This is a genomic window from Microbacterium esteraromaticum, from assembly GCF_017303215.1.
Taxonomy (GTDB): domain Bacteria; phylum Actinomycetota; class Actinomycetes; order Actinomycetales; family Microbacteriaceae; genus Microbacterium; species Microbacterium esteraromaticum_C.
This window is the reverse complement of the sequence record NZ_JAEMWU010000001.1, coordinates 1389155-1411290: the sequence shown is the minus strand read 5'-3', so window position 1 is coordinate 1411290 and position 22136 is coordinate 1389155. Positions and strand designations below refer to the sequence as shown.

Annotated in this window: 24 protein-coding genes; 13 read left to right on the top strand and 11 right to left on the bottom strand. The window is 67.6% G+C overall.

Annotation, left to right across the window (positions count from 1 at the left end):
- Window positions 1-44: 44 nt before the first annotated feature.
- Genes JF543_RS06385 through JF543_RS06375 form a run of 3 tightly spaced genes read right to left on the bottom strand, consistent with a single transcriptional unit; the run spans window position 45 to window position 2966 of the window.
- Window positions 45-1322, bottom strand: coding sequence for a hypothetical protein (locus JF543_RS06385; RefSeq protein ID WP_206820808.1), 1278 nt, complete (start codon window positions 1320-1322; stop codon window positions 45-47).
- Window positions 1323-1359: 37 nt separating this feature from the next.
- Window positions 1360-1917 (bottom strand): DUF6264 family protein, encoded by a 558-nt coding sequence (locus JF543_RS06380; RefSeq protein ID WP_179411406.1) that lies wholly within the window; start codon window positions 1915-1917, stop codon window positions 1360-1362.
- Window positions 1914-2966 (bottom strand): 4-hydroxy-3-methylbut-2-enyl diphosphate reductase, encoded by a 1053-nt coding sequence (locus JF543_RS06375; RefSeq protein ID WP_206821692.1) that lies wholly within the window; start codon window positions 2964-2966, stop codon window positions 1914-1916. Before JF543_RS06375 ends, JF543_RS06380 begins: the two co-directional genes overlap by 4 nt.
- Window positions 2967-3083: 117 nt before the next feature.
- Here JF543_RS06375 and xseA point away from each other — a divergent pair, with 117 nt between their 5' ends.
- The 8 genes from xseA to JF543_RS06335 all read left to right on the top strand — a co-directional run bounded on the left by xseA (window position 3084) and on the right by JF543_RS06335 (window position 9784).
- On the top strand, window positions 3084-4361 hold the full coding sequence (xseA, locus tag JF543_RS06370) for an exodeoxyribonuclease VII large subunit (RefSeq protein ID WP_206820809.1): 1278 nt from the start codon (window positions 3084-3086) through the stop codon (window positions 4359-4361).
- 1 nt (window position 4362) lies between these two features.
- Complete coding sequence (locus JF543_RS06365; RefSeq protein WP_179411408.1) at window positions 4363-4602, top strand: exodeoxyribonuclease VII small subunit; 240 nt, start codon at window positions 4363-4365, stop codon at window positions 4600-4602.
- Window positions 4599-5240, top strand: a complete 642-nt coding sequence (locus JF543_RS06360; protein WP_179411409.1) for a DUF4245 family protein — start codon at window positions 4599-4601, stop codon at window positions 5238-5240. Before JF543_RS06365 ends, JF543_RS06360 begins: the two co-directional genes overlap by 4 nt.
- Window positions 5237-5911, top strand: coding sequence for a carbonic anhydrase (locus JF543_RS06355; protein WP_179411410.1), 675 nt, complete (start codon window positions 5237-5239; stop codon window positions 5909-5911). The genes JF543_RS06360 and JF543_RS06355 overlap by 4 nt, the downstream gene beginning before the upstream one ends.
- Window positions 5908-7329: a class II fumarate hydratase gene (locus JF543_RS06350; RefSeq protein WP_206550223.1), complete on the top strand. Its 1422-nt coding sequence runs from the start codon at window positions 5908-5910 to the stop codon at window positions 7327-7329. Before JF543_RS06355 ends, JF543_RS06350 begins: the two co-directional genes overlap by 4 nt.
- A gap of 202 nt (window positions 7330-7531) precedes the next feature.
- Window positions 7532-8272, top strand: a complete 741-nt coding sequence (locus JF543_RS06345; RefSeq protein ID WP_242519406.1) for a type IV toxin-antitoxin system AbiEi family antitoxin domain-containing protein — start codon at window positions 7532-7534, stop codon at window positions 8270-8272.
- A 160-nt stretch (window positions 8273-8432) separates the two neighbouring features.
- Entirely contained in the window at window positions 8433-8993 is a 561-nt protein-coding gene (locus JF543_RS06340) for a hypothetical protein (protein WP_431522699.1), read from the top strand.
- 62 nt (window positions 8994-9055) lie between these two features.
- Window positions 9056-9784, top strand: coding sequence for a hypothetical protein (locus JF543_RS06335; RefSeq protein WP_206823294.1), 729 nt, complete (start codon window positions 9056-9058; stop codon window positions 9782-9784).
- A 146-nt stretch (window positions 9785-9930) separates the two neighbouring features.
- On the opposite strand, the gene JF543_RS06330 is transcribed toward JF543_RS06335, so the two are convergent.
- Both JF543_RS06330 and JF543_RS06325 read right to left on the bottom strand, forming a co-directional pair.
- Window positions 9931-11238 (bottom strand): PhoH family protein, encoded by a 1308-nt coding sequence (locus tag JF543_RS06330; RefSeq protein WP_347401146.1) that lies wholly within the window; start codon window positions 11236-11238, stop codon window positions 9931-9933.
- A gap of 290 nt (window positions 11239-11528) precedes the next feature.
- The gene (locus JF543_RS06325) at window positions 11529-12311 is read right to left on the bottom strand and encodes an isoprenyl transferase (protein WP_179411415.1); all 783 of its coding nucleotides are present in this window, start codon (window positions 12309-12311) and stop codon (window positions 11529-11531) included.
- A gap of 139 nt (window positions 12312-12450) precedes the next feature.
- Here JF543_RS06325 and trhA point away from each other — a divergent pair, with 139 nt between their 5' ends.
- Window positions 12451-13137 (top strand): PAQR family membrane homeostasis protein TrhA, encoded by a 687-nt coding sequence (gene trhA, locus JF543_RS06320; RefSeq protein WP_179411926.1) that lies wholly within the window; start codon window positions 12451-12453, stop codon window positions 13135-13137.
- A gap of 66 nt (window positions 13138-13203) precedes the next feature.
- Entirely contained in the window at window positions 13204-13677 is a 474-nt protein-coding gene (locus JF543_RS06315; RefSeq protein WP_179411416.1) for an S-ribosylhomocysteine lyase, read from the top strand.
- A 9-nt stretch (window positions 13678-13686) separates the two neighbouring features.
- Here the strand turns inward: JF543_RS06315 and JF543_RS06310 are convergent, their stop codons facing one another.
- A complete protein-coding gene (locus JF543_RS06310) occupies window positions 13687-13935 on the bottom strand; it encodes a hypothetical protein (RefSeq protein WP_179411417.1) in 249 nt (82 codons plus the stop codon).
- Between the two features lie 74 nt (window positions 13936-14009).
- Here JF543_RS06310 and JF543_RS06305 point away from each other — a divergent pair, with 74 nt between their 5' ends.
- Both JF543_RS06305 and greA read left to right on the top strand, forming a co-directional pair.
- On the top strand, window positions 14010-14396 hold the full coding sequence (locus tag JF543_RS06305) for a DUF4307 domain-containing protein (protein WP_179411418.1): 387 nt from the start codon (window positions 14010-14012) through the stop codon (window positions 14394-14396).
- 121 nt (window positions 14397-14517) lie between these two features.
- Window positions 14518-15006 carry a transcription elongation factor GreA gene (gene greA, locus JF543_RS06300; RefSeq protein WP_179411419.1) on the top strand — a complete coding sequence of 163 codons (489 nt, stop codon included), beginning with the start codon at window positions 14518-14520 and terminating at the stop codon, window positions 15004-15006.
- 85 nt (window positions 15007-15091) lie between these two features.
- Here the strand turns inward: greA and ilvA are convergent, their stop codons facing one another.
- Both ilvA and JF543_RS06290 read right to left on the bottom strand, forming a co-directional pair.
- Window positions 15092-16321, bottom strand: coding sequence for a threonine ammonia-lyase (ilvA, locus tag JF543_RS06295; RefSeq protein ID WP_179411420.1), 1230 nt, complete (start codon window positions 16319-16321; stop codon window positions 15092-15094).
- A complete protein-coding gene (locus tag JF543_RS06290; protein ID WP_206823290.1) occupies window positions 16318-17514 on the bottom strand; it encodes an AI-2E family transporter in 1197 nt (398 codons plus the stop codon). Before JF543_RS06290 ends, ilvA begins: the two co-directional genes overlap by 4 nt.
- A gap of 69 nt (window positions 17515-17583) precedes the next feature.
- Here JF543_RS06290 and JF543_RS06285 point away from each other — a divergent pair, with 69 nt between their 5' ends.
- The gene (locus JF543_RS06285) at window positions 17584-18879 is read left to right on the top strand and encodes a winged helix-turn-helix domain-containing protein (RefSeq protein ID WP_206823287.1); all 1296 of its coding nucleotides are present in this window, start codon (window positions 17584-17586) and stop codon (window positions 18877-18879) included.
- A 38-nt stretch (window positions 18880-18917) separates the two neighbouring features.
- Here JF543_RS06285 and JF543_RS06280 read toward each other — a convergent pair whose 3' ends face one another.
- From JF543_RS06280 to JF543_RS06270, 3 genes are all read right to left on the bottom strand, one after another.
- A complete protein-coding gene (locus tag JF543_RS06280; protein WP_179411423.1) occupies window positions 18918-19484 on the bottom strand; it encodes a LemA family protein in 567 nt (188 codons plus the stop codon).
- A gap of 71 nt (window positions 19485-19555) precedes the next feature.
- Entirely contained in the window at window positions 19556-20869 is a 1314-nt protein-coding gene (locus JF543_RS06275; RefSeq protein WP_206823285.1) for a D-arabinono-1,4-lactone oxidase, read from the bottom strand.
- Window positions 20866-22125: an amino acid deaminase/aldolase gene (locus JF543_RS06270; protein WP_206823283.1), complete on the bottom strand. Its 1260-nt coding sequence runs from the start codon at window positions 22123-22125 to the stop codon at window positions 20866-20868. Before JF543_RS06270 ends, JF543_RS06275 begins: the two co-directional genes overlap by 4 nt.
- Window positions 22126-22136: the final 11 nt, after the last annotated feature.

Here is a 22136-nt window from a genome sequence, read left to right as displayed (position 1 = left end):
CCGGGCGGGCACGATACTGCCTGCGGACAGAGCGTCAGCGGGGGTCAGCGGCGGCGGCGCAGTCGCACGACCCAGATGGCGAGGTCTGCGATCGCGTCGATGATCAGGAGGATGCCCATTCCGCGACCGATACGCGACCGCGTCCGCGTGAAAGCCACACCGGCGGTGAGCTCGGCGACGGCGATCGAGATGCCGACCAGCGGGCGCTTGCGCACGAACCGCGAGAAACGGGCGACCGGTCGATCGCGGCGTGTCAGCGCCGTCGTCTCGCCCATGCCCGCGACGAAGAAGTCCACCAGCGTGCGTCCCCACCCACGGGCGACGAACCGCCGCCCCGTCGTCTGCTCGCCCAGGCCGGCCTCGATCAGCGCGACGGGCACGTCGAAGGCCGCGACGAAGGCACGCAGCCGCTCATCTGCGCCGACCACACCGCCGAGAACCTCGGGCAGGCACGCCCGACGAGCGGCGTCGAGGTCGATCGCGGCGCCCATGCCGAGTTCGATCAGCTCATCGCCGATGCCATCAGCCTCCGTCAGCATGCGACGGTACACCTCGGCGCTCTCGGGTACCTCGATCGCGTCGAGGTCGAGCACGGGGCGAGTGTGCTGCTCGGCGTTCGGCCACACCATCGCGGTCGCTCCGTTCGGCGCGGTCACCTCGACCCACGCCTCGCCGTACTCGGGCCGGTTGACCTCGATCACCGGCAGATCGGCGCGTCCGTTGGTGAGTGCGACGTGCGGCTGACCGGTGCGGTAGTCGTACATCGACCACGTTCCCGCTTCGAGGTAGTCGACCTCGGTGCCCAGCAGCTGCGCGGTGGCACGCGCCGCCCAGGGGCCGCGGCGCGAGAACTCCGCCACCCGCACCGGTTCCGGCTGGAACAGGTCGTCATCGTCGTCATCGTCATCGTCATCGTCATCGTCCGGCATTCCAAAGCCGGCAAGGTCATCGGGTGAGACCGCCGAGTCGTCGAGCTCTTCGAACGCCGCGCCGAACTGCTCGTCGAGCTCGGCATCGACCTCTTCGAACTCCTCCTCATCGCCGTACGCGAGGTGCAGGATGAGACCCGAGGCCTCGAACAGCTCGATCAGCCGGTGGGCCGAGAGGTCGAAGCGCAACCGCCCGTTGTCATCGAGAGCAACGATGTCGTCCTGCTCGGTGACCGGGATCAGCAGCACCGTCTCGTCGCCGTCGAACTCACGTCGTGCGGCAAGCACCCGTTCATCGCGCAGGATGCGCTCCGCCGCGACCGTCGGATCGTCGCCGTCGGGAGATTCGACCGATGCGTAGGTGATCTGGAACGCGGTCTGCTCAGCTGCCATGGCTCGAGGCTACCGGTTCAGAACACCTCGCCCGGCGCTATCCGGCGGGTGGCGTCAGCAGGCTCTGCGTGAACGCCGGGTCGCCCATCATCGGCACCGAGACGCAGAACGAAACCACGAGCATCGTGGCCACGGCACCGACCAGCGGAACCCACCATGCCATGCGCCCGCGCTTGAGCAGACGGAACGAGAACCAGGCCGTGGCGAGGTACCCGGCCAGCATCACGAGCACCGAGATCACACCCCAGGTACGCGCCGCCGCGAAGTTCGAGAACTCGCCGTCGATGCCGAGCATCTGCAGCGAGAGGTTGAGCGTCGTCGCCAGGTCGACGAACCCGGGGATCGACGTGAGGACGTTGACCAGGCCGAGCGCCAGCAGCGCGATCGTGATCAGACGGTTCATCGGTCCTGCGGGCGTCCGAGCGTCCACCGACTGCGATGCCGGAGCGACGTCGGCAGAAACAGCCTGCGCCGCGGGCGGCGCGATCACCGGCGCGGATGCGGCAGCATCCGCCTCCAACGGTGGCAACCCTGCCCGCGCGCGCTGCTCTTCGGGAGTCGCGTACTCGCCGTACTGCGGCCGGTCCGTGCTCATGCGCGAGCCGCTCGGCCGCCGAGAGCGCGATCGTCGCGCTTGCCGTTGAGATCCTGACGCAACTCCTTGGGCAGCGAGAACATGAGGTCCTCCTCGGCCGTGCGCACCTCTTCGACGTCGACGTAGCCGGCCTCACTGAGCGCCTCGAGCACTTCGCCGACAAGCACCTCGGGCACCGAGGCCCCGCTGGTGACCCCGACGGTATTGACACCGTCGAGCCACGCCTGGTCGACCTCATCGGCATAGTCGACTCGGTAGGCGGCCTTGGCGCCGTACTCCAGCGCCACCTCGACCAGGCGCACGCTGTTGGACGAGTTCGCCGAACCGACCACGATCACCAGATCGGCGTCCTTGGCGACCTTCTTGATCGCCACCTGACGGTTCTGCGTGGCATAGCAGATGTCATCCGACGGCGGGTTGTGCAGTTCGGGGAAACGCGTGCGCAGCCGATTGACGGTCTCCATCGTCTCGTCGACCGACAACGTGGTCTGCGACAGCCAGACCACCTTCGACGGGTCCTTCACCTCGACGGTGTCGGCCTCTTCAGGCGAGTTGACGATCGTGACCCGCTCAGGCGCGTGACCGGCGGTACCCTCGACCTCTTCGTGACCATCGTGACCGATCAGCAGGATCTCGAAGTCGTCGCGCGCGAAGCGCACGGCCTCGCGGTGCACCTTGGTCACCAGCGGGCACGTCGCGTCGATCGCGTGCAGGCCACGATCGGATGCCGCCCCGACGACGGCCGGTGAGACACCGTGCGCGCTGAAGACGATGTGCGCTCCCTCGGGCACCTCGTCGACCTCTTCGACGAAGATCGCGCCCTTCTGCTCGAGCTCGGTGACGACGTGGATGTTGTGCACGATCTGCTTGCGCACGTATACCGGCGCACCATAACGCTCGAGGGCCTTCTCGACGGCGACGACCGCGCGGTCCACACCGGCGCAATAGCCGCGCGGAGCGGCCAGCAGCACCCGCTTCTCACCGTCGACAGGACGGTTCTCGAGGCGCTCGCGCGGGGTCGTGCGGCGGCGTCCGGGGATCTGCGGCATGGGAAGCGAGATGGCGGGTGTACTCACGCCGTCAGTCTACCGAGCGTGCCTGTCCGAGGGCCGGGAGCCGCAGCTCTGGGTGCGCGGCCCGTCGGTGGCATCCGGAACAATGGACGCATGACCGTCTTCGAAGCCGCCACCGTGCCCGGCGAGCCGCCACCCGCCGACTCGGTCGCGCCCCGCGATTCGACCGCGGATGCCCCGACATCGGTCGCGCGGCTCAACGGCACCATCCGCGACTTCATCGCGCGCTGGAACACGGTGTGGGTCGAGGGTGAGATCACCTCGTGGAACCAGCGCGGCGGCAACGTGTTCGCGCGGCTCAAGGACGTGCGCTCCGACGCGCACATCTCGATCCGGGTGTGGTCGAGCGTACGCGCCCGGATTCCGGGCGACCTGGCGGTCGGCGACCATGTCGTCGCGGCCGTGAAGGCCGACTACTTCGTCAAGGGCGGCGATTTCAGCTTCATCGTCTCGGCGATGAAGCACGTCGGCCTCGGTGATCAACTCGAGCGCCTCGAGAAGCTGCGCGCCCAGTTGCGCCAAGAGGGTCTGTTCGACGCCGGTCGCAAGCGCCCGCTGCCGTTCCTGCCGCATTGCGTCGGTCTGATCACGGGTGAGAAGTCGGATGCTGAGAAGGACGTGCATCGCAATGCCGAGTTGCGCTGGCCGCACGTGCGGTTCCGCACCGAGCACGTCGCGGTGCAGGGTGATCGGAGCGTGCCCGAAGTGCTCGCGGCGCTGCAACGTCTGGATGCCGACCCCGAGGTCGATGTGATCATCATCGCCCGCGGTGGCGGCGACCCGCAGACTCTGCTGGGTTTCAGCGATGAACGTCTGATCCGCGCGGTGGCAGCAGCGTCCACACCCGTGGTCAGCGCGATCGGCCACGAGAACGACCATCCCCTGCTCGACGACGTCGCCGACCTGCGCGCGTCGACCCCGACGGATGCCGCCAAGCGCGTCGTGCCCGACGTCGGCGAACAGCGCGCGATCGTCGCACAGCTGCGCGCACGCGCAACGACCCGCCTGACGCAGCGGATCGCGCACGATATCGCCCAGCTCGAACAGCTGCGATCGCGCCCCGTGCTGCGCTCGCCCGACCCGATCATCGAACAGCGCGCGCAAGACATCTGGCTGCTCGTGTCGCGCGGCCGCGACACCGTGGGACGCGGAGTGGATGCCGCGCAGCGGGCGACCGCCGAGTTGCGGGCATCCCTGCGGGCGCTGTCGCCGGCGGCGACGCTGGCCCGCGGCTACGCGATCGTGCAGCAGACCGACGGACGCATCGTCTCGGATGCTGCCGATGCGCCCACCGGAACGGAACTGACGGTGACGGTCGAGCACGGTGCGCTGCGCGCCCGCTCCGAAGGCGCCCTCAGCGAAGACGGATAGGATGAGACGTGTGACCGCGCCCAACGACTCCCCCGTCGAATCGCTGTCGTTCGAGGCCGCGCGCGACGAGCTCGTGCGCGTTGTCGCCGAACTCGAACAGGGTTCCCCCACGCTCGAGCACTCCCTCGCCCTCTGGGAACGCGGTGAGGCCCTCGCCGCCCGCTGCGAGGAGTGGCTGGTCGGCGCGAAGCGCCGCCTCGACGCGGCCCGCGAGTCAGCATCCGACGGAGACGACGAATGAGCAAAGAGCGACCGATCGTCGCGGGCATCAACCGCGCCGAGACTCCGCAGGAGACCGCCGACCGCAAGGCAGAGGCAAGCCGTGTCTACCGCTCCAGCCAGACGTTCCGCAACCTGATCGCGGCCCTCATCGTCACCGTCGGCGTCGTGGCGATCGTTGTCTTCGGTGTGCCCCGCGGTGAGCCGACGCCGAAGCCCGAGATCGATGTCGCCGCCATCGCCGCCGACGTCGAGACCAACATGCAGCGCCCGGCGATCGTTCCTGACGTCGACGAGTTCTGGCGTGTGAACGCGGCCGAACTCGGCGGCGGAGCCGTGCCGGTGTGGAACGTCACGCTCGCACCCGCGGCCGACGACGAGCGCGGCTTCGTCCGCGTCGCACAGGCGTTCGGCGCCGATGTCTCGTGGGCACCCCAGGTGCTCGGGGGCCGTGCTGCCGACGACACCACGACCATCGACGGTCGCGAATGGGACGTCTTCAATCTCGGCGAGAGCGGTGACGCCAACATCTCGTACGCGATCGGCACCCAGGCCGGCCCCGATTATGTGCTGCTGTACGGCTCGCGCTCGGCGGAGTCGACCGCGGAGCTCGCCGAATCGCTCAGCACGCAGCTGGACGCACTGGAGGAAGCCGAATGACCACGAAGCTCACGCCCGCACAGGCCTGGCAGGAGATGCGCGACGGCAACCGGCGCTTCGTCGCCGGTGAGCCTGCGCACCCCCACCAGGACGTCAACAAGCGCCATGAGCTCGCCGACGGACAGGCTCCGATCGCGACGCTGTTCGGATGCTCGGACTCGCGCCTCGCTGCCGAGATCATCTTCGACAAGGGTCTGGGCGACCTGTTCGTCGTACGCAACGCCGGCCAGGTGATCGGCGAGTCGATCGTCGCCAGCCTGGAGTACGCCGTGGGGATCCTGGGTGTTCCGCTGATCGTCGTGCTAGCGCATGACTCCTGCGGCGCTGTGCGCGCGGCCATCGACGGTACGGCGATCGACGCCGCCCCGCTCCCCGCGGGCATCTGGAAGCTCATCGCCCCGATCGTGCCCGCAGCCCGCAAGGTGCTCGCTGAGACCGGCGGCACCACTCCCGCCGACATCGACGCCGAACTCGTCGGCCGCGAGCACCTGCGCAACACCGTCGCAGACCTGCTGCACTCGTCCGAGCTGATCAGCAACGCCGTCGCCGAGGGTCGTCTCGGAATCGTCGGCGCCAACTACCGGCTGGCCGAGGGCACCGCAGTACCCGCAGTAACCGTAGGCATCGACACCGAGGGGAACGACCCCGCGTCCAAGGAGGAATCGGAATGACCGGCACGCAGCAGCACAGCGGCGACAGCTCGCAGGGCTACCGCATCGAGCACGACACCATGGGCGAGGTGCGTGTGCCCCTCAACGCGCTCTACAGCGCACAGACCCAGCGTGCCGTCGAGAACTTCCCGATCTCGGGCACGGGCCTGGAGTCGACGCAGATCGCCGCGCTCGCCCGCATCAAGAAGGCCGCGGCTCTCGCCAACAAGGAGCTCGGCACGCTCGACGGCGCCATCGCCGACGCGATCGCACAGGCAGCCGACGAGGTCGCCACCGGAAAGCACGACGGCGAGTTCCCCGTCGACACCTACCAGACCGGTTCTGGCACGTCGTCGAACATGAACATGAACGAGGTGCTGGCGAACCTGGCCACCAGCATCCTGGGTGCCACCGTCCACCCGAACGACCACGTCAACGCGTCGCAGTCGTCGAACGACGTCTTCCCGACGTCGGTGCACATCGCCGTCACGCAGGCGCTGATCGACACCCTGATCCCGTCGCTCGATCACCTCGCCGTCGCCCTCGAAGCGAAGGCCGAGCTGTGGAAGGACGTCGTCAAGGCCGGTCGCACCCACCTCATGGACGCGACGCCCGTGACCCTCGGCCAGGAGTTCGGCGGCTACGCCCGTCAGCTGCGCCTCGGCATCGAGCGCGTGCAGTCGGCTCTCCCCCGCGTCGCCGAGGTTCCGCTCGGCGGCACCGCGGTCGGCACCGGCATCAACACGCCGCTCGGTTTTCCGCAGAAGGTCATCGAGCTGCTCGCAGCCGACACCGAGCTGCCGATCACCGAGGCGAAGGACCACTTCGAGGCGCAAGCGAACCGCGACGGTCTCGTCGAGGCTTCGGGCGCTCTGCGCACCATCGCCGTCTCGCTGACCAAGATCAACAACGACCTGCGCTGGATGGGCTCCGGCCCCAACACCGGTCTCGGTGAGCTGCACATCCCCGACCTGCAGCCCGGCTCGTCGATCATGCCCGGCAAGGTCAACCCCGTCGTTCCCGAAGCCGTGCTGATGGTCTGCGCCCGCGTGATCGGCAACGACGCGACCGTGGCCTGGGCCGGTGCTTCCGGCTCGTTCGAGCTGAACGTCGCGATCCCGGTGATGGGCACCTCGCTGCTGGAGTCGATCCGTCTGCTCTCGAACGCCGTGCGCGTTCTGGCCGACAAGACCGTCGACGGCCTGCAGGCCAACGTCGAGCGCGCCGCCGCTTTCGCGGGCATGAGCCCGTCGATCGTCACGCCGCTGAACAAGGTCATCGGCTACGAGGCTGCCGCGAAGATCGCGAAGCACTCCGTCGCCAAGGGCATCACCGTGCGCGAGGCCGTCATCGAGCTCGGCTACGTCGAGCGCGGCGAGATCACTGAAGAGGTGCTCGACCAGAAGCTCGACCTGCTGAGCATGACGCACGCCGGCTGATATCTGTTGTTCGGGGCGCCTGCGCGTTTCTGATTCCGGGGGCCGACACGCCAGATGTCGGACCGAACATGCGGTTCGGTCCGACAGGTGGTGTGTCGGCCCCCGTTCTGTATCTGTCCCCAGACGGATACAAACCGCGAGTTATCCCCTGTTGCCGGAGTTGGGCACCTCTCGCGTCGCCGCACGGTCGGATGCTGGAAGCATGTTCGATCCAGAGGTTCTCGTCGCGCGACTCGGTGGCCTTGCCCGCGGTGTTCGCCTGCAGGAGTACGGCATCAGCCGCGGTCAGCTCAGCAAAGCCGTCCAGTCCGGACGCCTCGAACGGCTACGACCGGGGGTGTTCGCCACCACGGGCCTCTGCGACGCGGTGAGTGATGCCGCACGGCACGGCGGTGCCCTGACGTGCGCCCACGCGCTGCGCCAGCACGGCGTGTGGGTGATGACTGCCCAAGATGGTCCTCCGCACGTGTGGCTCGGTCGGCGAGGTCGCGCTCACACGCATGTCGGATGCCGGTGCACGAGCCACTACTTTCGCGGTCGAACTGCTTTCGGCACCGTCGATGTGGAGACGGCGTTGGTGCACCTGTACCACTGCGAAGGGGCCGAGTCGTTCTTCGCCTCGTTCGAATCGGCATGGCGGCGCGGCAAGCTGTCGCGTGCGGCGCGGGGGCGTATAGGCGAGGCGTTGCCAGCTCGTGCGCGGTGGATGCTGGCGATCGCACGCCCCGATGCCGACAGCGGTCTGGAATCGCTACTGCGCCTCCGCCTGCACGTCCTCGGCATCTCATTGGAGTGCCAGGTCGTGATCATCGGCGTCGGCAAGGTCGACTTCGTCATCGGAGGGCGGCTGATCCTTGAGGCCGATGGCAGGGAGAATCACGAAGCGCCTGACAAACGGCACAAGGATCTGCAGCGGGATGCTGCCGCATCCCAACTGGGATAAGAGACGTTGCGCTTCGACTATGCGCAGATCATCCACGATTGGGCGTCCGTCCAGGCCGCCATACTGCGCGCGCTCCGGAGATTGCGGGATCACGCATGATCGCGGCTGTGGATAACTTCGGCGGGCGTCGTGCTGTTCGGGCTACCGTGTTCGGGTGACGATGATGACCTCGCCTGCGAAGACGACACTGCGCCTGCGAACTGCAGCAGCACTAACCTGCGCCGGGATCACGCTCGCGATGCTCGCAGGCTGCTCGCCCCAGCCCGAGCCGACACCAACCGAGACCCCGCTCTTCGCCAGTGAGGAAGAAGCGTTCGCCGCTGCGGAGGAGACGTATCGGTCGTACACTGCGGCGTTGAATGACGTCGACCTGAACGAGCCGAACACGTTTGAGACGTTGTATCGATACTCCACCGGCGACTTCCAGGTCGCTGACCGTGAGACGTTCTCTGAATTGCACGCTGAGTCGCTGACGATGGTCGGCGAAGTGGCGGTGGTCAAGTTTGAAGGCACCAACGCTGAGCCACCGTACAGCACGATCGTTGCGGCTGTCTGTGTCGACGTGAGTGGCAGCGACGTGCTAGGCGAGGATGGGGAGTCACGAGTGGCGCCTTCCCGACCCGACATCAATCCGCTGCGCGTGTCATTCGCGGTTGCGCACGACGAGGTGCTCATCTCCAGGGCCGACCGAGACGAGTCGATACAGTGCGCTGGCGAATAAGCATCGCGGCCTTGATGCTCGTGCTTTCCACCGCCGCATCGCCCCCACCCGAAGGAAACGGCGTGGGTGGCGCGGATGTCCTGGTGGGGAACAACGGCACCGGCGTGGCCGTTGGAGGAAGCAAGACCTCTCCGGGCGCCGCCAGCCCGCCGAAGGGCGGAACGGGCTCCCCCGTCCACCAGGTCGACTACGTCCCGCCGCGGCAGCCGACGCCGGAAGAGTGCAAGATCAACTGGGACTCGATGATCCGTTGCTGGGAGCACGTCGAGCGCGGTGAGGACGACCCCGAAGACAGCACCCCGTCGATCCCCGAAGTCACGATCACCGACCTGGCCTCCTTCTCCCCCGACCCCGGAACGCTCACCGGCGAACCCGACAACCTCGGGGTCGCCGGCCTGCCCACCAACTTCACCACCGACACCGCCGAGCACACCCGTGACGGCGAACTGTTCGGCTTCCCCATCCGCGTCCGCTTCACCCCCATCACCCACACCTTCCACTACGGCGACGGACAATCACAGGCATCCGACACCCCCGGCGCAAGCTGGGACGCCCTCGACCAAGCCCAGTTCACCCCCACCGACACCAGCCACACCTACGCCGAACGCGGCACCTACCATGCCCGCGTCGACACGGCCTACAGCGCCGAGGTCGACCTCGGCGTCGGTTGGTTCCCCCTCACCGGGCAACTCGACATCCCCGGCACCCCGCAAACGATCCGCATCTACGAAGCCCACACCGCGCTCGTCGCCCACACCTGCACCGAGAACCCCACCGCCCCCGGCTGCTGACACAGAAACAAATCGGGGGCCGACACTCCGGATGTCGGACCAAACCCGCGAAACGGTCCGACATCTGGCGTGTCAGCCCCCAGACTGTACCCCCGTCGCGCCCGGCTGCCAGCGCGGCAACCGGGCGCGGGGCGAGCTCGACCCCCTCAGCTGAGCTCGCTGCCCTCCAGCAGATCAGTGACCAGCGCCGCGATCGCCGAACGCTCCGAGCGCTGCAACGTCACGTGTGCGAACAGGTCATGGCCCTTCAACGTCTCGATCACACTCGCGACGCCATCGTGCCGCCCCACGCGCAGGTTGTCGCGCTGACCGACGTCGTGCGTCAACACGACCCGCGAGTTCTGTCCGATGCGGCTCAGCACCGTCAGCAGCACGTTGCGTTCCAGCGACTGCGCCTCATCGACGATCACGAACGCGTCATGCAACGAGCGTCCACGGATGTGCGTGAGCGGCAGCACCTCCAGCATCCCCCGCTCGATGACCTCGTCGAGCACGTTGCCCGACACGACCGAACCGAGGGTGTCGAAGACCGCCTGCCCCCATGGGTTCATCTTCTCGCCCTGATCGCCGGGCAGATAGCCGAGCTCCTGCCCGCCTACGGCGAACAGCGGACGGAAGACGATGATCTTCTTCTGCTGCTGGCGCTCCAGCACCGATTCGAGACCCGCGCACAACGCCAGCGCCGACTTGCCCGTGCCGGCTCGTCCGCCGAGCGAGACGATACCCACCTCGGGATCGAGCAGCACATCGATCGCGATACGCTGCTCGGCCGAACGGCCATGCATCCCGAACACCTCGCGGTCGCCGCGCACCAGCCGGAACTCGCCGTCACCGACGACGCGCCCCAGAGCCGACCCGCGTTCGGAATGGATGATCAGGCCCGTGTTGACCGGTACACCGCGCACGTCCTCGCTGAGGCCCACCTCGGTTTCGTACAGGTCGCTCATCTCATCGCCCGACAGGTCGAGAGTCGTGATGCCGTTCCAGCCCGAATCCACCGCCTGCTCGGCGAGGTACTCCTCGGCGGCCAGCCCCAGCGACGCGGCTTTGACCCGCATCGGCAGGTCCTTCGAGACGATTGTGACGCGCTGCCCGTCCTGCGCGAGCTGAGCGGCCGTCGCGAGGATGCGACTGTCGTTGCCGGTGAGTCGGATGCCCGCAGGCAGGAGCGACATGTCGGCATTGCCGAGTTCGACACGCAGCGTGCCGCCGTCACCGACCTCTACAGGAAAGTCAAGACGTCCGTGTTCGATGCGCAGGTCATCCAGGTGACGCAGGGCGCGGCGGGCGAAGTAGCCCAGCTCGGGGTCGTGGCGCTTGCCCTCAAGCTCGGTGATCACGACCACCGGCAACACGATCGAATGCTCCGCGAAGCGGAACAATGCCTGCGGGTCACTGAGGAGCACCGAGGTGTCGAGCACATAAGTGCGAAGATCCGTGTCGTCCTGCGACACGGATCGAGTCCCGTTGGTCCGGCTGGTGGCCGGCTGCTGCGCTGTACGTGTGGTCACGATCCACTCCTACTTCCCGGGAGCTGATCCCGGCTCTGCAGCGAGTCGACCAGGGGCCACGAGTCGCGAACCTGGTGGCCGACCCGATCGGGTACGGTACCCGATGCCTTGAAGGTACGCCCGCCACGTCCGTGATCGCCACCGACGCGGCGGGCGTGTCGCCTTAACGTTCAGGGAACGGGAAGTGATCGGATGCCCTCGACGAGGCATCCGAGAACCTGTGTGCCCGGGTCTCAGCGCCCGAAGCGCCGGTCGCGGTCTGCGAAATCGCGGATGGCCCGCAGGAAGTCGACCTTGCGCAAGTCCGGCCCCAACGCCTCTACGAAATAGAACTCGCTGTGCGCACTCTGCCACAGCAGGAAGTCGCTCAGACGCTGTTCACCGCTGGTACGGATCACGAGGTCGGGATCAGGCTGTCCCCCGGTGTAGAGGTGCTCGCCGATCATCTCGGGAGTGAGGTGCTCGGCCAGGTCGTCGAGCGTGCCACCGGACTCGTTGTGCGCCCCGATGATGCTGCGCACAGCATCGACGATCTCGTTGCGCCCGCCGTAGCCGACGGCGAGGTTGACGTGCAGGCCGGTGTGTCCGCTGGTGCGCTGCTGCGCGTCATCCAGAACACGTGCCAACTCGGTGGGCAGCAGATCCGAGCGACCCACGTGCTGCACCCGCCAGTTGCCCTGCTGCGAGAGCGTGTCGGCGAGCTCGGCGATGATCTCGATCAGGTCGCTGATCTCCTGCGAGTCGCGCTTCGTCAGATTGTCGGCCGAGAGCAGGTACAGCGAGACGACACGGATGCCGAGCTCATCGCACCAGCCGAGGAACTCGCGCATCTTCGCGGCACCGGCACGGTGCCCGTCGGCCGCAGATTCGAAGCCCAACTGCCGCGCCCAGCGCCGATTGCCGTCGATCATCATCGCGACATGGTGCGGAACGGACGCCGGATCGATGCGCCGGCGAAGACGATTTCCGTAGAGCCGGTAGAGGGGTCCCTGCCCCGAGCTCTCGCGTGCACTCACGTGCCTACGCTACCCCCAACCGCGACCTGCTCCCTGTGATCGTCCAGGATATGTACGGCCCCGGGAATGCCGCCGACCGTAGAGTGAACCTGTGAGCACCCGAGCCGCGAACAACGTCGACGTCCCCCAGCTTCCTCTGATGGATGCCGCCGCGGTCGATGCCGTGGCCGAGATCAAACCGAGCTGGCGGGGCTGGATCCACGCCGCCACGTTCCCAATCGCGATCGCCGCAGGCGTCGTGCTGATCGTGCTCGCCGACGGCGCCCCCGCGAAGTGGGCTGCCGCCGTGTTCATGACGACCTCGCTGCTGCTGTTCGGCAACTCGGCTGTCTATCACCGCTTCAACTGGGGCCCCAAGACCAAGGTCGTGCTCAAGCGCATCGATCACGCGAACATCCTGCTGCTGATCGCGGGCACCTACACACCGATCGCGACGCTGGCGTTGCCGCCCGAGAAGGGCGTACTTCTGCTGTGCCTGGTCTGGGGCGGTGCGATTCTCGGCATCCTGTTCCGCGTCTTCTGGATCCACGCGCCGCGCTGGCTGTACGTCGCGCTGTACCTCGCACTCGGCTGGGCAGCCGTGATGTACATGGTCGACCTGGTCAACGCCAACGTCGCGATGATGGTGCTCGTGTGTGTAGGCGGGCTGCTCTACACGGCCGGCGCGATCGTGTACGCGCTGAAGAAGCCGAACCCGTGGCCGGGGCACTTCGGCTTCCACGAGATCTTCCACGTCTGCACGGTGCTGGCGTTCCTGTGCCACTGGACCGCGTGCCTGCTGATCTCGATCGCGCCGCACGCCCCGTCGCTGGGTCTTCCTGCGTAACCCGCTGTCACTCGCACGCGGCCGCGCGACTACGCTCGAGAGACACCCCGCAGCAAGGAGCATCCCATGGCCGACGTCGAGAGCTTCACCCTCGATCACACCGCAGTCATCGCCCCCTACGTGCGCCTGATCGGCGTCGAGCACGGCCCGAAGGGCGATGCCATCTCGAACTTCGACGTGCGGTTCGTCCAGCCCAACGAGGGCGAGATCCCCACGGCGGGGCTGCACACCATCGAGCACACGCTGGCGAGCGTGCTGCGGGACCACATCGACGGTGTCATCGACATCTCGCCGTTCGGCTGCCGCACCGGTTTCCACCTGATCATGTGGGGCGAACCGGCAGTCGCCGATGTCGTGACCGCGATCCGTGCCGGACTCGAGTTCATCGCGGGGCCCGCCGAGTGGAGTGATGTACCCGGTGTCTCGGCTGTGGAGTGCGGCAACTACCGCGACCACAGCCTGCACTCCGCAAAGGCATGGTCGCAGCGCATCCTCGATCAGGGGATCAGCCTCGACGCGTTCGCACGCGTCGGCGTCTGACCGGCGACGTCAGGCGCGCGCGTCGCCCTCGTCGTCGGATGCCTCCCGCTGGGCCGCCTCTTCAGCATCCAGCTCTTCGCGGATCTCTTCGCGGTAACGCACCCGGCGGATGCGGCGGTTCATGTCCCACACGAGCAGGATGACGGCGACGACGATCAGCACGATGATCGCGAAGCCTGCGAAACCGGGCGTCACCGAATCGGGATCGACTGTCATCGTGGGCGTCGGCATCGGGGTCTGCTCGCCGAACAGGATCATGAGTCCGCCTTTTCTCCGCAGGTCGAATACCCTGGGAGTACCAGCCTATCCGCCGCTCGAGACACAGGAGACCCGTGACCACCGCACGCGAACTCGATGAGCGATACGGCCGCACCGGTCGCCGACCGTTGCTCTGGATCATCGGCGGCATTCTCGCCGCCGCCGTGGTGGCGTACTTCGGATGGATCACCGTCTCGAGTCAGATGAATGCCGTGGATGCTGATGACCTCGGCTTCTCGGTGGTCGATGAGCACCGCGTCGATCTCACATTCCAGTACACGGCGCCCCGCGGCGCGGACGTCGCCTGCGCGGTCGAGGCGCTCGATGTTGAGTTCGGCGTCGTCGGTTGGAAGATCGTCGAGTTCTCGGCCTCGGATGAGCACACCAGCGCGGTCAACGTCAGCATCCCGACCGTCGCCGAGGCCACCACGGGTTTGGTGAAGTCCTGCTGGGTCGCTTAGAATCAACCCCAAGATGACCGACGCCCCGGCCCGTGCCGGGGCGTCTTGGCATATTCCCGGGAGTCGGTTGACGTCCCGGAGTCCTCAAGCCCCTGAAGGGGCCCGCACGAAGGAGCACGCTGTGTCCACAGACGCTCAGGTACCGTTCCTCACGCAGGAGGCATACGACCGCCTCGTCGAAGAACTCGAACACCTCTCGACCGTCGGCCGCGACGAGATCGCGGCGCGCATCGAAGCCGCCCGCGAAGAAGGCGACCTCAAGGAGAACGGCGGATACCACGCCGCCAAGGATGAGCAGGGCAAGCAGGAGGCGCGCATCCGCACCCTGCAACAGCTGCTGAAGACCGCCAAGGTCGGCGAGGCGCCTACCAGTCGTGGCATCGTTGAGCCGGGCACCGTCGTGACCGCGCTCATCGCCGGAGACGAAGAGGTCTTCCTGCTGGGCAGCCGTGAGATCGAGGCGAGTGGCGACCTCGACGTCTACAGCGAGGCCAGCCCGCTCGGTCAGGCCATCATGGGCCTCAAGATCGGCGCGAAGTCGAGCTATGAGGCGCCCAACGGCCGGGCGATCGCCGTCGAGATCATCGGCGTCGAAACCTACACCGGCTGACCCGCCGCAGGACAGCGATACGGCGGGATGCGCATCCCTAGGATGCGCATCCCGCCGTGTTTCGTGCTTGCGGTCGGCGAGCCGATCAGTCTGGCATCACGGAGGGTTCGAACCCCGCGGCGCGCAGCGCGTCGAACGCGAGCTGCGTGTGCTCCGGTCCGCGGGTCTCGATGGACAACTGCAGGATCATGTCACTGATCTGCAGGCCGTGCCCGTGCCGCGTGTGCAGCACTTCCATGACGTTCGCCCCCACCTGGGAGAGGATCTCTGAGACCTTGGCGAGCTGACCAGGGCGGTCGGGCAGCGGGATGCGCACGGTGGCGTAGCGGCCCGAGGCCGCGAGACCGTGCGCGACGACGCGCTGCAACAGCATCGGATCGATGTTGCCGCCGGAGAGGATCGGCACCGTCGTGCCGGTGGCTTTCACCTTGCCCGCGAGGATCGCGGCCACGCCGACCGCGCCTGCCGGCTCGACGACGACCTTGGCGTGTTCGAGCAGCACCAGCAGCGCTCGGGCGATGTCGTCCTCCGACACCGTGACGACCTCGTCGACGAGCTCGTTGATGATCTCGAAGGGCACCGCCCCTGGCTGGGCGACCAGGATGCCGTCCGCGATCGTCGGCTGTGTCTGGATCTCGACCGGGTGCCCGGCCGCGAGCGACAACGGCATCGCCGCGGCATTCTCTGCCTGCACGCCGACGATGCGCACCGGGCGTCCGGCCTCGGCCGCAGCCTGTTTGATGGCCGCGGCGACACCGGCGATCAGACCGCCTCCCCCGATGCCCATCACGACGGTGTCGACGTCAGGCACGTCTTCGAACACTTCGAGTCCGAGTGTGCCCTGGCCGATCACCACGTCGCGGTGGTCGAAGGGATGGATCAGAACCGCGCCGGTGCGCTCGGCGAACTCGGCCGCCAGCCGCAGCGAGGTCGCCACGGTCTCGCCTTCGAGCACGACCTCAGCACCGTAGCCACGGGTGGCCAACAGCTTCGGGACGGGCACACCGAGCGGCATGAAGATCGTCGCCGGGATACCGAGCGACTGTGCGGCCAGCGCGACGCCCTGGGCGTGGTTTCCTGCCGACGCCGCGACCACGCCGCGCAGGCGCTCCTCAGGCGTCAGCTGCGCCAGGCGGTACGTCGCCCCGCGGATCTTGAACGACCCGGTGCGCTGCAGGTTCTCCATCTTCAGCAGCACCGGCGCGCCGAGCGCATCGCTGAGCATGCGGGAGAGCTCGATAGGAGTGTGCGAGATCACCCCGTCCAGGCTGTCTGCTGCGGCTCTGAACTCGGCCAGGCTCGGGGCGGCGGTCATCGGTTCCTCCTCGGCCGCTCACGCGGCACAGTGCTCCAGATCAGGTCAGCTTGGGGTTCTTCACCGGTGCGCCAGGCACCAGTGCTGATGGTCACGGCGGCGACGTTGACGAACGCGGCCAGCGGCACGGCGAACAACGCGCCGGGGATGCCGGCGATCATCGCACCGCCCGTGACGACGAGAACGACAGCCAGCGGGTGAACCTTCACGGCGGCGCCCATCATGATCGGCTGCAGCACGTGCCCCTCGACCTGCTGCACCAGCAGCACGACGCCGAGCATCGCGAGCGCGATCCACCAGCCGTTGTAGACCAGAGCGAGGAAGACGGCGAACGTGCCGGTCAGAACCGCTCCGACGATCGGGACGAACGCGCCGAGGAACACCAGCACCGCGACGGGGATGGCCAGCGGCACGCCCAGCAGCGCCGCCCCCACGCCGATACCGACCGCGTCGATCGCGGCGACGGCGAGCTGAGTGCGGGCGTAGTTGACGACGGTAGCCCAGCCGTTGGTCGCCGCAGCGTCGACGGCCGGCCGCGCGCGGCGCGGGAAGACCTTCAGCGTCCAGCGCCAGATCCCTCCGCCGTCGGCGAGCAGGCAGATGAGGATGAAGAACGCGAGCAGTGTTCCGGTGACGATGTGCGCCGCCGTGCCCGTGACCGCGCCGGCCGCGTTCCACAGCAGCGAAGCCTGCTCGGTGAGCAAGTTGAGTCCCTGCTGGATGTACCCGTCGATCTGCTCGGCCGAGAGGTGGAGGGGACCATCGACGAGGAACAGGCGGAACTGGTCCAGTGCTTCCTGTGTCTTGGCCTGCACGTCTGGCAGCTGCAGGCGCACCTGCCAGATGACCAGCCAGAAGAGCCCGACGACGATGCCGAGCGTGCCCGCGATGGTGATCGTGATCGCGAGCCACCGGGGAAAGCGAGCGCGCACCATCAGCTGGAAGCCGGGCCACACCAGGGCGGTGATGAGAATGCCGATCATCAGGGGGATCACCAGCAGCTTGAGCAGCATGACCAGCCAGATGAACAGTGCGACGGCCCCCGCGATGACCAGCAGACGCCACGAGTAGGCGGCTGTCACACGAAGCGGCCACGGCACGGCCTCATCGGACTCGATCTGCACGGTTCGATGAGTGGACGGCGGCTCATGACGGAACGGATTGCGGAACCTCGGCCTGGGGTTGTCGCTCATTGTGCAATTCTACGTACGCGCGCCTGAGCGTTCCGGAACCATGTCGGCGGTGCCCGCTAGCCTGGCCGCATGACCCCCACCGGCACGCCGCCGCGCCGCGGCGCGGACACGCTGACAGCATCCGAAGCCCGGCGCATCACGCTCGCGGCGCAGGGATTCTCACGTCGGATGCCCGCGTCCGTCGCCCCCAGGCACTTCCACCGCACGATGGATCGGCTGGGCGTGCTGCAGATCGACTCGGTGAATGTGTTCGCGCGCTCGCACTACATGCCGATGTTCTCGCGGCTGGGTGCGTATCCGACGTCAATGCTGGATCGCACGTTCCTGTCGCGCACCACCCACTACGTCGAGTACCTCGCGCACGAGGCGACGTTCATGCCCGTCGATGACTGGCCGTTGTGGGGATTCCGCATGCGCGGCTGGCAGCAACGGATCTCCTCCCCCGACGAGTGGGGTCACGTGCATACCCGTACCCTCGACTGGGTGCGCGCGGAGTTGCGCGATCGCGGACCGTTGCGTCCCGCCGATCTGCGCGACGACGCACCCCGGGAACGCGGCAGTTGGTGGGACTGGGACGACGCGAAGCTCGCTCTGGAGCATCTGTGGCGGTGCGGCGAGGTCGCGATCGCCGGACGCATCGGGTTCGAACGCCGTTACGGCCTGGCCGAGCAGGTCATCCCGGCCGAGGTGCGCAACACGACCATCGAGCGGGCCGATGCGGTGCGCGAACTGGTGCGCCGCGCTGCGCGCTCGTACGGCGTCGCGACGGTGGCCGATCTCAACGACTACTACCGGCTGCGGGATCAGGCCGGAGTGCGCGCCGCGGTCGACGAGCTCGTCGATTCCGGTGAGCTCGAGCCGGTGTCGGTGCGCGGCTGGGAGCGCGGCGGTCGACCTCTGCCCACGTGGCGACACCGCGACGCCGTGGTCGCTCGGCGCATCGACCGAGCCGCGCTGCTGACGCCGTTCGATCCGGTGATCTGGTTCCGGGATCGTGCGCTGCGCGTCTTCGACCTCGACTATCGCATCGAGATCTACGTGCCCGCGGCGAAGCGCCGCTACGGCTACTACTCGCTACCTGTTCTGGTCGGTGACCGGATCGTCGCCCGCGTGGACCTGAAAGCCGACCGTGCGGCTTCGGTGTTGCGTGTGCAATCGGCTTGGTGGGAACCGCACGCCGTCGCCGAGCGCGACGCTCCCCGTGTGGCGGAAGAGTTGGTGCGCGCGGCGCGTTGGCAGGGATTGGAACGTCTGAGCGTCTCGGGCTGGGGCGATGCCTCGGATGCTATCGCGCACGCCCTGCATGGCCAGGAGACGCCGGTTGATCGGCACGAGCACCCGCGTGAAGTGGTCAGCGCGATCTGAAGCTTCTGCTGCCAGAAGAAGAGTGCTGAGTTCGCGGCTCAGAACTGGACGCGCGGCGGTTCGGAGACCGCACCGTCGTCGGCGACCTCGAAGAACTCGCGCTCGTTGAAGCCGATCCCCCGGGCGAACATGTTGTTCGGGAAGACCTTGATCTTCGTGTTCAGCTCGCGCACGCCACCGTTGTAGTAGCGACGGGCCGCCTGGATCTTGTCCTCGGTATCGACGAGCGAGTGCTGCAACTGCAGGTAGTTCTGGCTCGCCTGAAGTTGCGGATATGCCTCGGCGACGGCGAACAGACTGCGCAGCGCCTGCTGCAGGTGACCTTCGGCGACGCCGGCCTCAGCCGGGCCGCTGGCAGAAAGGGTTTCGGCGCGTGCGCGCGTCACTCCTTCGAAGACGGCCTTTTCATGCGCCGCATAACCGCGCACCGTCTCGATGAGGTTGGGGATCAGGTCGGCGCGCCGCTTGAGCTGCACGGTGATGCCGCTCCAGGCCTCGTCGACGCGGACGTTGAGCTGCACCAGCGAGTTGTACGTCGACCAGAGATAGATACCGACGAGCACCAGCACGCCGACGACGATCAGTACCGGCCACAGCCATTCCATGCGGTCCCCCTCTTGGATCGAGATCCATCCTATGCGCCCGTCACTGCACGTCCGCTGGGCGGCACGGTACGTCACGCGCCGAGAATGCGTTCCAGATGCCGGTTGCCGAAGAGCCGCTCGGGATCCAGGCGGTCGCGCAACGCCACGAAGTCGTCGAACCGCGGGTAGCGCTCGCGCAGCTGCTCAGCGCCGAGCGTGTGCAGCTTGCCCCAGTGCGGGCGCCCGCCGTGCTGCAGCATGATCTGTTCGACGGCCTCGAAGTACTCGCGCGGATCGGCACGCCAGTACCGGTGCACGGCGACATAAGCGCTGGCCCGCCCGCTCGCGGTCGACAGCCACAGGTCGTCGGCCGCCGCGAACCTTACCTCGATGGGGAACTCGATGCGCCACCCTCGGTCGGCGATCAGTTGCTGTAGCTCACGGAACGCGGGCACCAGCTGGTCGACGGGGAGGGCGTACTCCATCTCTCGGAAGCGCACGGTGCGACGTTGTGTGAGCACGGTGTGGGAACGGTCGGTGTACTCGCGGTCACCGGTCAGCTGCACGGCAAGCCGGTTGAACCGAGGGGTGATGGCCGGCACCGCCTGCGCCGCGGCGCACACGACGCGGTACACGCCGTTGGACAGCAGCGTCTCATCCACCCACTTGCCGAGGCGCGGGAGCGGCAGTCGTCGTGCCGATTCCGGCAGGCGGGTCTGCGTCTTGGTCAGCGCCACCTCGGTGTGCGGGAACCAGTAGAACTCGAAATGATCGTGCGCGACGGCGCGCTCATGCACCGAGGCGAGCACGTCGTCGAGCGGGGCGGGCTCGTCGATCGCTTGCAGGATGAACGCGGGAACGCATTGCAGCGTGACCTCGACGATGATGCCCAGCGCACCGAGACCAAGTGCTGCCGCCGGCAGCAGCTCGGGGTTGTGCGTCTCGTCAATGCGCAGAAACTCCCCCTCCGCGGTGATGAGGGTCAGTCCGCGCACCTGAGTGGCGATCCCGCCGAAGTCTGTGCCGGTGCCGTGCGTTCCCGTCGAGATCGCCCCACTGATCGACTGTCGGTCGATGTCGCCGAGGTTCTCCATCGCGAGACCGTAGTGGCGCAGCAGACCCGGGATGCGGTGCAGGCGTGTGCCGCCGAGCAGTGTGACCCGTCCGCTGGCGGCATCCGCCGAAACGAGGCCCTGCAGGTCGTCGAGCTCCAGTAGCACGCCGGGGGCGACGGCGATACCGGTGAAGCTGTGACTCGCGCCCACGGCTTTCACCGTCAGGCCTTGCGAGACGGCGGCCTTGACCGCACGTTGCACGCCCTCGGGGGATCGCGGCCGTTCCACGCGCACCGGGCGCACAGTGGCTGAGCGGCCCCAGTTCTGCCAGACTCCCCCGGGTCGCGTCATAGGAAGGCCTTCCCCTCTCCTCGGTACGTCGGGACCTCTCCGATGACGGCCCCGTCGGCGATCACATGGTACGTGTTGATGCGTTCAGCGGGTTCACCGCTCTTCGCGTGCCGGAACCATACCCGGTCGCCGATCCGCAGATCGCCCGCGGCTGTGCCCTGCAACGGCGTCTGCACTTCACCGGCTGCTTCTCTCGGGAGCGTGCGCAGACGCGGAGGCCACACCGGCGCGGGCTGCCGAGAGGCGGCGGCGGGGCCGGAGGCGATCCATCCGCCGCCGAGTACCGTGGCGATCTCGCGCTCTGGCTTGCGCACGACGTCGAACGCGAATGCTGTCGCGGGCGCAGGCGAGAACGACCGATAGCCGTCGAACAGGTGCCCGGCGAGCAGGCCGCTGCCGGCCGTCGCCTCGGTCAGGGACTGGTCGCTGCCGGTGAACTCGAGCGAACCGGTTCCCCCGCCGTTGAGGAACTCCAACGGCGCGACACCAAGCAGGGCATCCGCGATCTCAGCACGGCGCTGGCGCAGTTCTTCGCGTGAGCGCGCCTGCACCATCCGGATCAGCGGAGCATCGGCACCTGCAGCATCACCCTGTCCGGCGATCTGGGCCTCATACATCTGCAACCCGACGAGCCGGAACCCCGGGCGGCGGACGACCTGACGTGCGAACCCGGCGACGTCGGCAGCCGTGTGCAACGGAGACCTACGTACCCCGACGTGCCCGAGGGTCGCAGAACGCAAGGACGCATCCACATCGATCGCAACGCGCACCTCGGGACGGCTACCCGGAGCGGCGATGGCATCGATCAGATCGAGATGAGCGATGTCGTCGATCATCAGTGTGATGCGTGAGGCGAGCTTCTCATCCGCGACGAGCGTCGCCAGCCCCGCGCGGTCGACCGTGGGGTACCCGAGCACGATGTCGTCGTGTTCCTGGGCGAGCCACAGCGCTTCGGCCAACGTGAAGGACAGGATGCCGCGATAGCCCGGGATGGCGAGCACGGCATCGAGCACGGCCCGCACGCGCACCGACTTCGTCGCGACGCGGATCGGCAAACCCCCGGCACGGACCAGAAGGTCGAGCGCGTTGTACCGCAGCGCATCCTGTTCGATGATCGCGACCGGCGCTGGCAGGTGCGCCGTCGCATCACTCAGCGAGCGCCAATAACGCTCTGGCGACCGCCACGCGGCCGTCTGCGGACGTGCGTCAGCGCGGGCGTCGGCGTTCGGACTCCGTTCAGCGGTGAGGTCGAGCACCCCTCCACCAT

Excerpts from the sequence above, each read along its gene's own strand:
- JF543_RS06355 (WP_179411410.1), top strand. The coding sequence starts at position 5,237 with ATGACCACGAAGCTCACGCCCGCACAGGCCTGGCAGGAGATGCGCGAC.
- JF543_RS06340 (WP_431522699.1), top strand. The coding sequence starts at position 8,433 with ATGATGACCTCGCCTGCGAAGACGACACTGCGCCTGCGAACTGCAGCA.
- JF543_RS06345 (WP_242519406.1), top strand. The coding sequence starts at position 7,532 with ATGTTCGATCCAGAGGTTCTCGTCGCGCGACTCGGTGGCCTTGCCCGC.
- JF543_RS06385 (WP_206820808.1), bottom strand. The coding sequence starts at position 1,322 with ATGGCAGCTGAGCAGACCGCGTTCCAGATCACCTACGCATCGGTCGAA.
- JF543_RS06365 (WP_179411408.1), top strand. The coding sequence starts at position 4,363 with ATGAGACGTGTGACCGCGCCCAACGACTCCCCCGTCGAATCGCTGTCG.
- JF543_RS06310 (WP_179411417.1), bottom strand. The coding sequence starts at position 13,935 with ATGATCCTGTTCGGCGAGCAGACCCCGATGCCGACGCCCACGATGACA.
- JF543_RS06350 (WP_206550223.1), top strand. The coding sequence starts at position 5,908 with ATGACCGGCACGCAGCAGCACAGCGGCGACAGCTCGCAGGGCTACCGC.
- JF543_RS06380 (WP_179411406.1), bottom strand. The coding sequence starts at position 1,917 with ATGAGCACGGACCGGCCGCAGTACGGCGAGTACGCGACTCCCGAAGAG.
- ilvA (WP_179411420.1), bottom strand. The coding sequence starts at position 16,321 with ATGACCGCCGCCCCGAGCCTGGCCGAGTTCAGAGCCGCAGCAGACAGC.
- JF543_RS06375 (WP_206821692.1), bottom strand. The coding sequence starts at position 2,966 with ATGCCGCAGATCCCCGGACGCCGCCGCACGACCCCGCGCGAGCGCCTC.
- JF543_RS06285 (WP_206823287.1), top strand. The coding sequence starts at position 17,584 with ATGACCCCCACCGGCACGCCGCCGCGCCGCGGCGCGGACACGCTGACA.
- JF543_RS06315 (WP_179411416.1), top strand. The coding sequence starts at position 13,204 with ATGGCCGACGTCGAGAGCTTCACCCTCGATCACACCGCAGTCATCGCC.
- JF543_RS06290 (WP_206823290.1), bottom strand. The coding sequence starts at position 17,514 with ATGAGCGACAACCCCAGGCCGAGGTTCCGCAATCCGTTCCGTCATGAG.
- JF543_RS06280 (WP_179411423.1), bottom strand. The coding sequence starts at position 19,484 with ATGGAATGGCTGTGGCCGGTACTGATCGTCGTCGGCGTGCTGGTGCTC.
- JF543_RS06360 (WP_179411409.1), top strand. The coding sequence starts at position 4,599 with ATGAGCAAAGAGCGACCGATCGTCGCGGGCATCAACCGCGCCGAGACT.
- JF543_RS06275 (WP_206823285.1), bottom strand. The coding sequence starts at position 20,869 with ATGACGCGACCCGGGGGAGTCTGGCAGAACTGGGGCCGCTCAGCCACT.
- xseA (WP_206820809.1), top strand. The coding sequence starts at position 3,084 with ATGACCGTCTTCGAAGCCGCCACCGTGCCCGGCGAGCCGCCACCCGCC.
- trhA (WP_179411926.1), top strand. The coding sequence starts at position 12,451 with ATGGATGCCGCCGCGGTCGATGCCGTGGCCGAGATCAAACCGAGCTGG.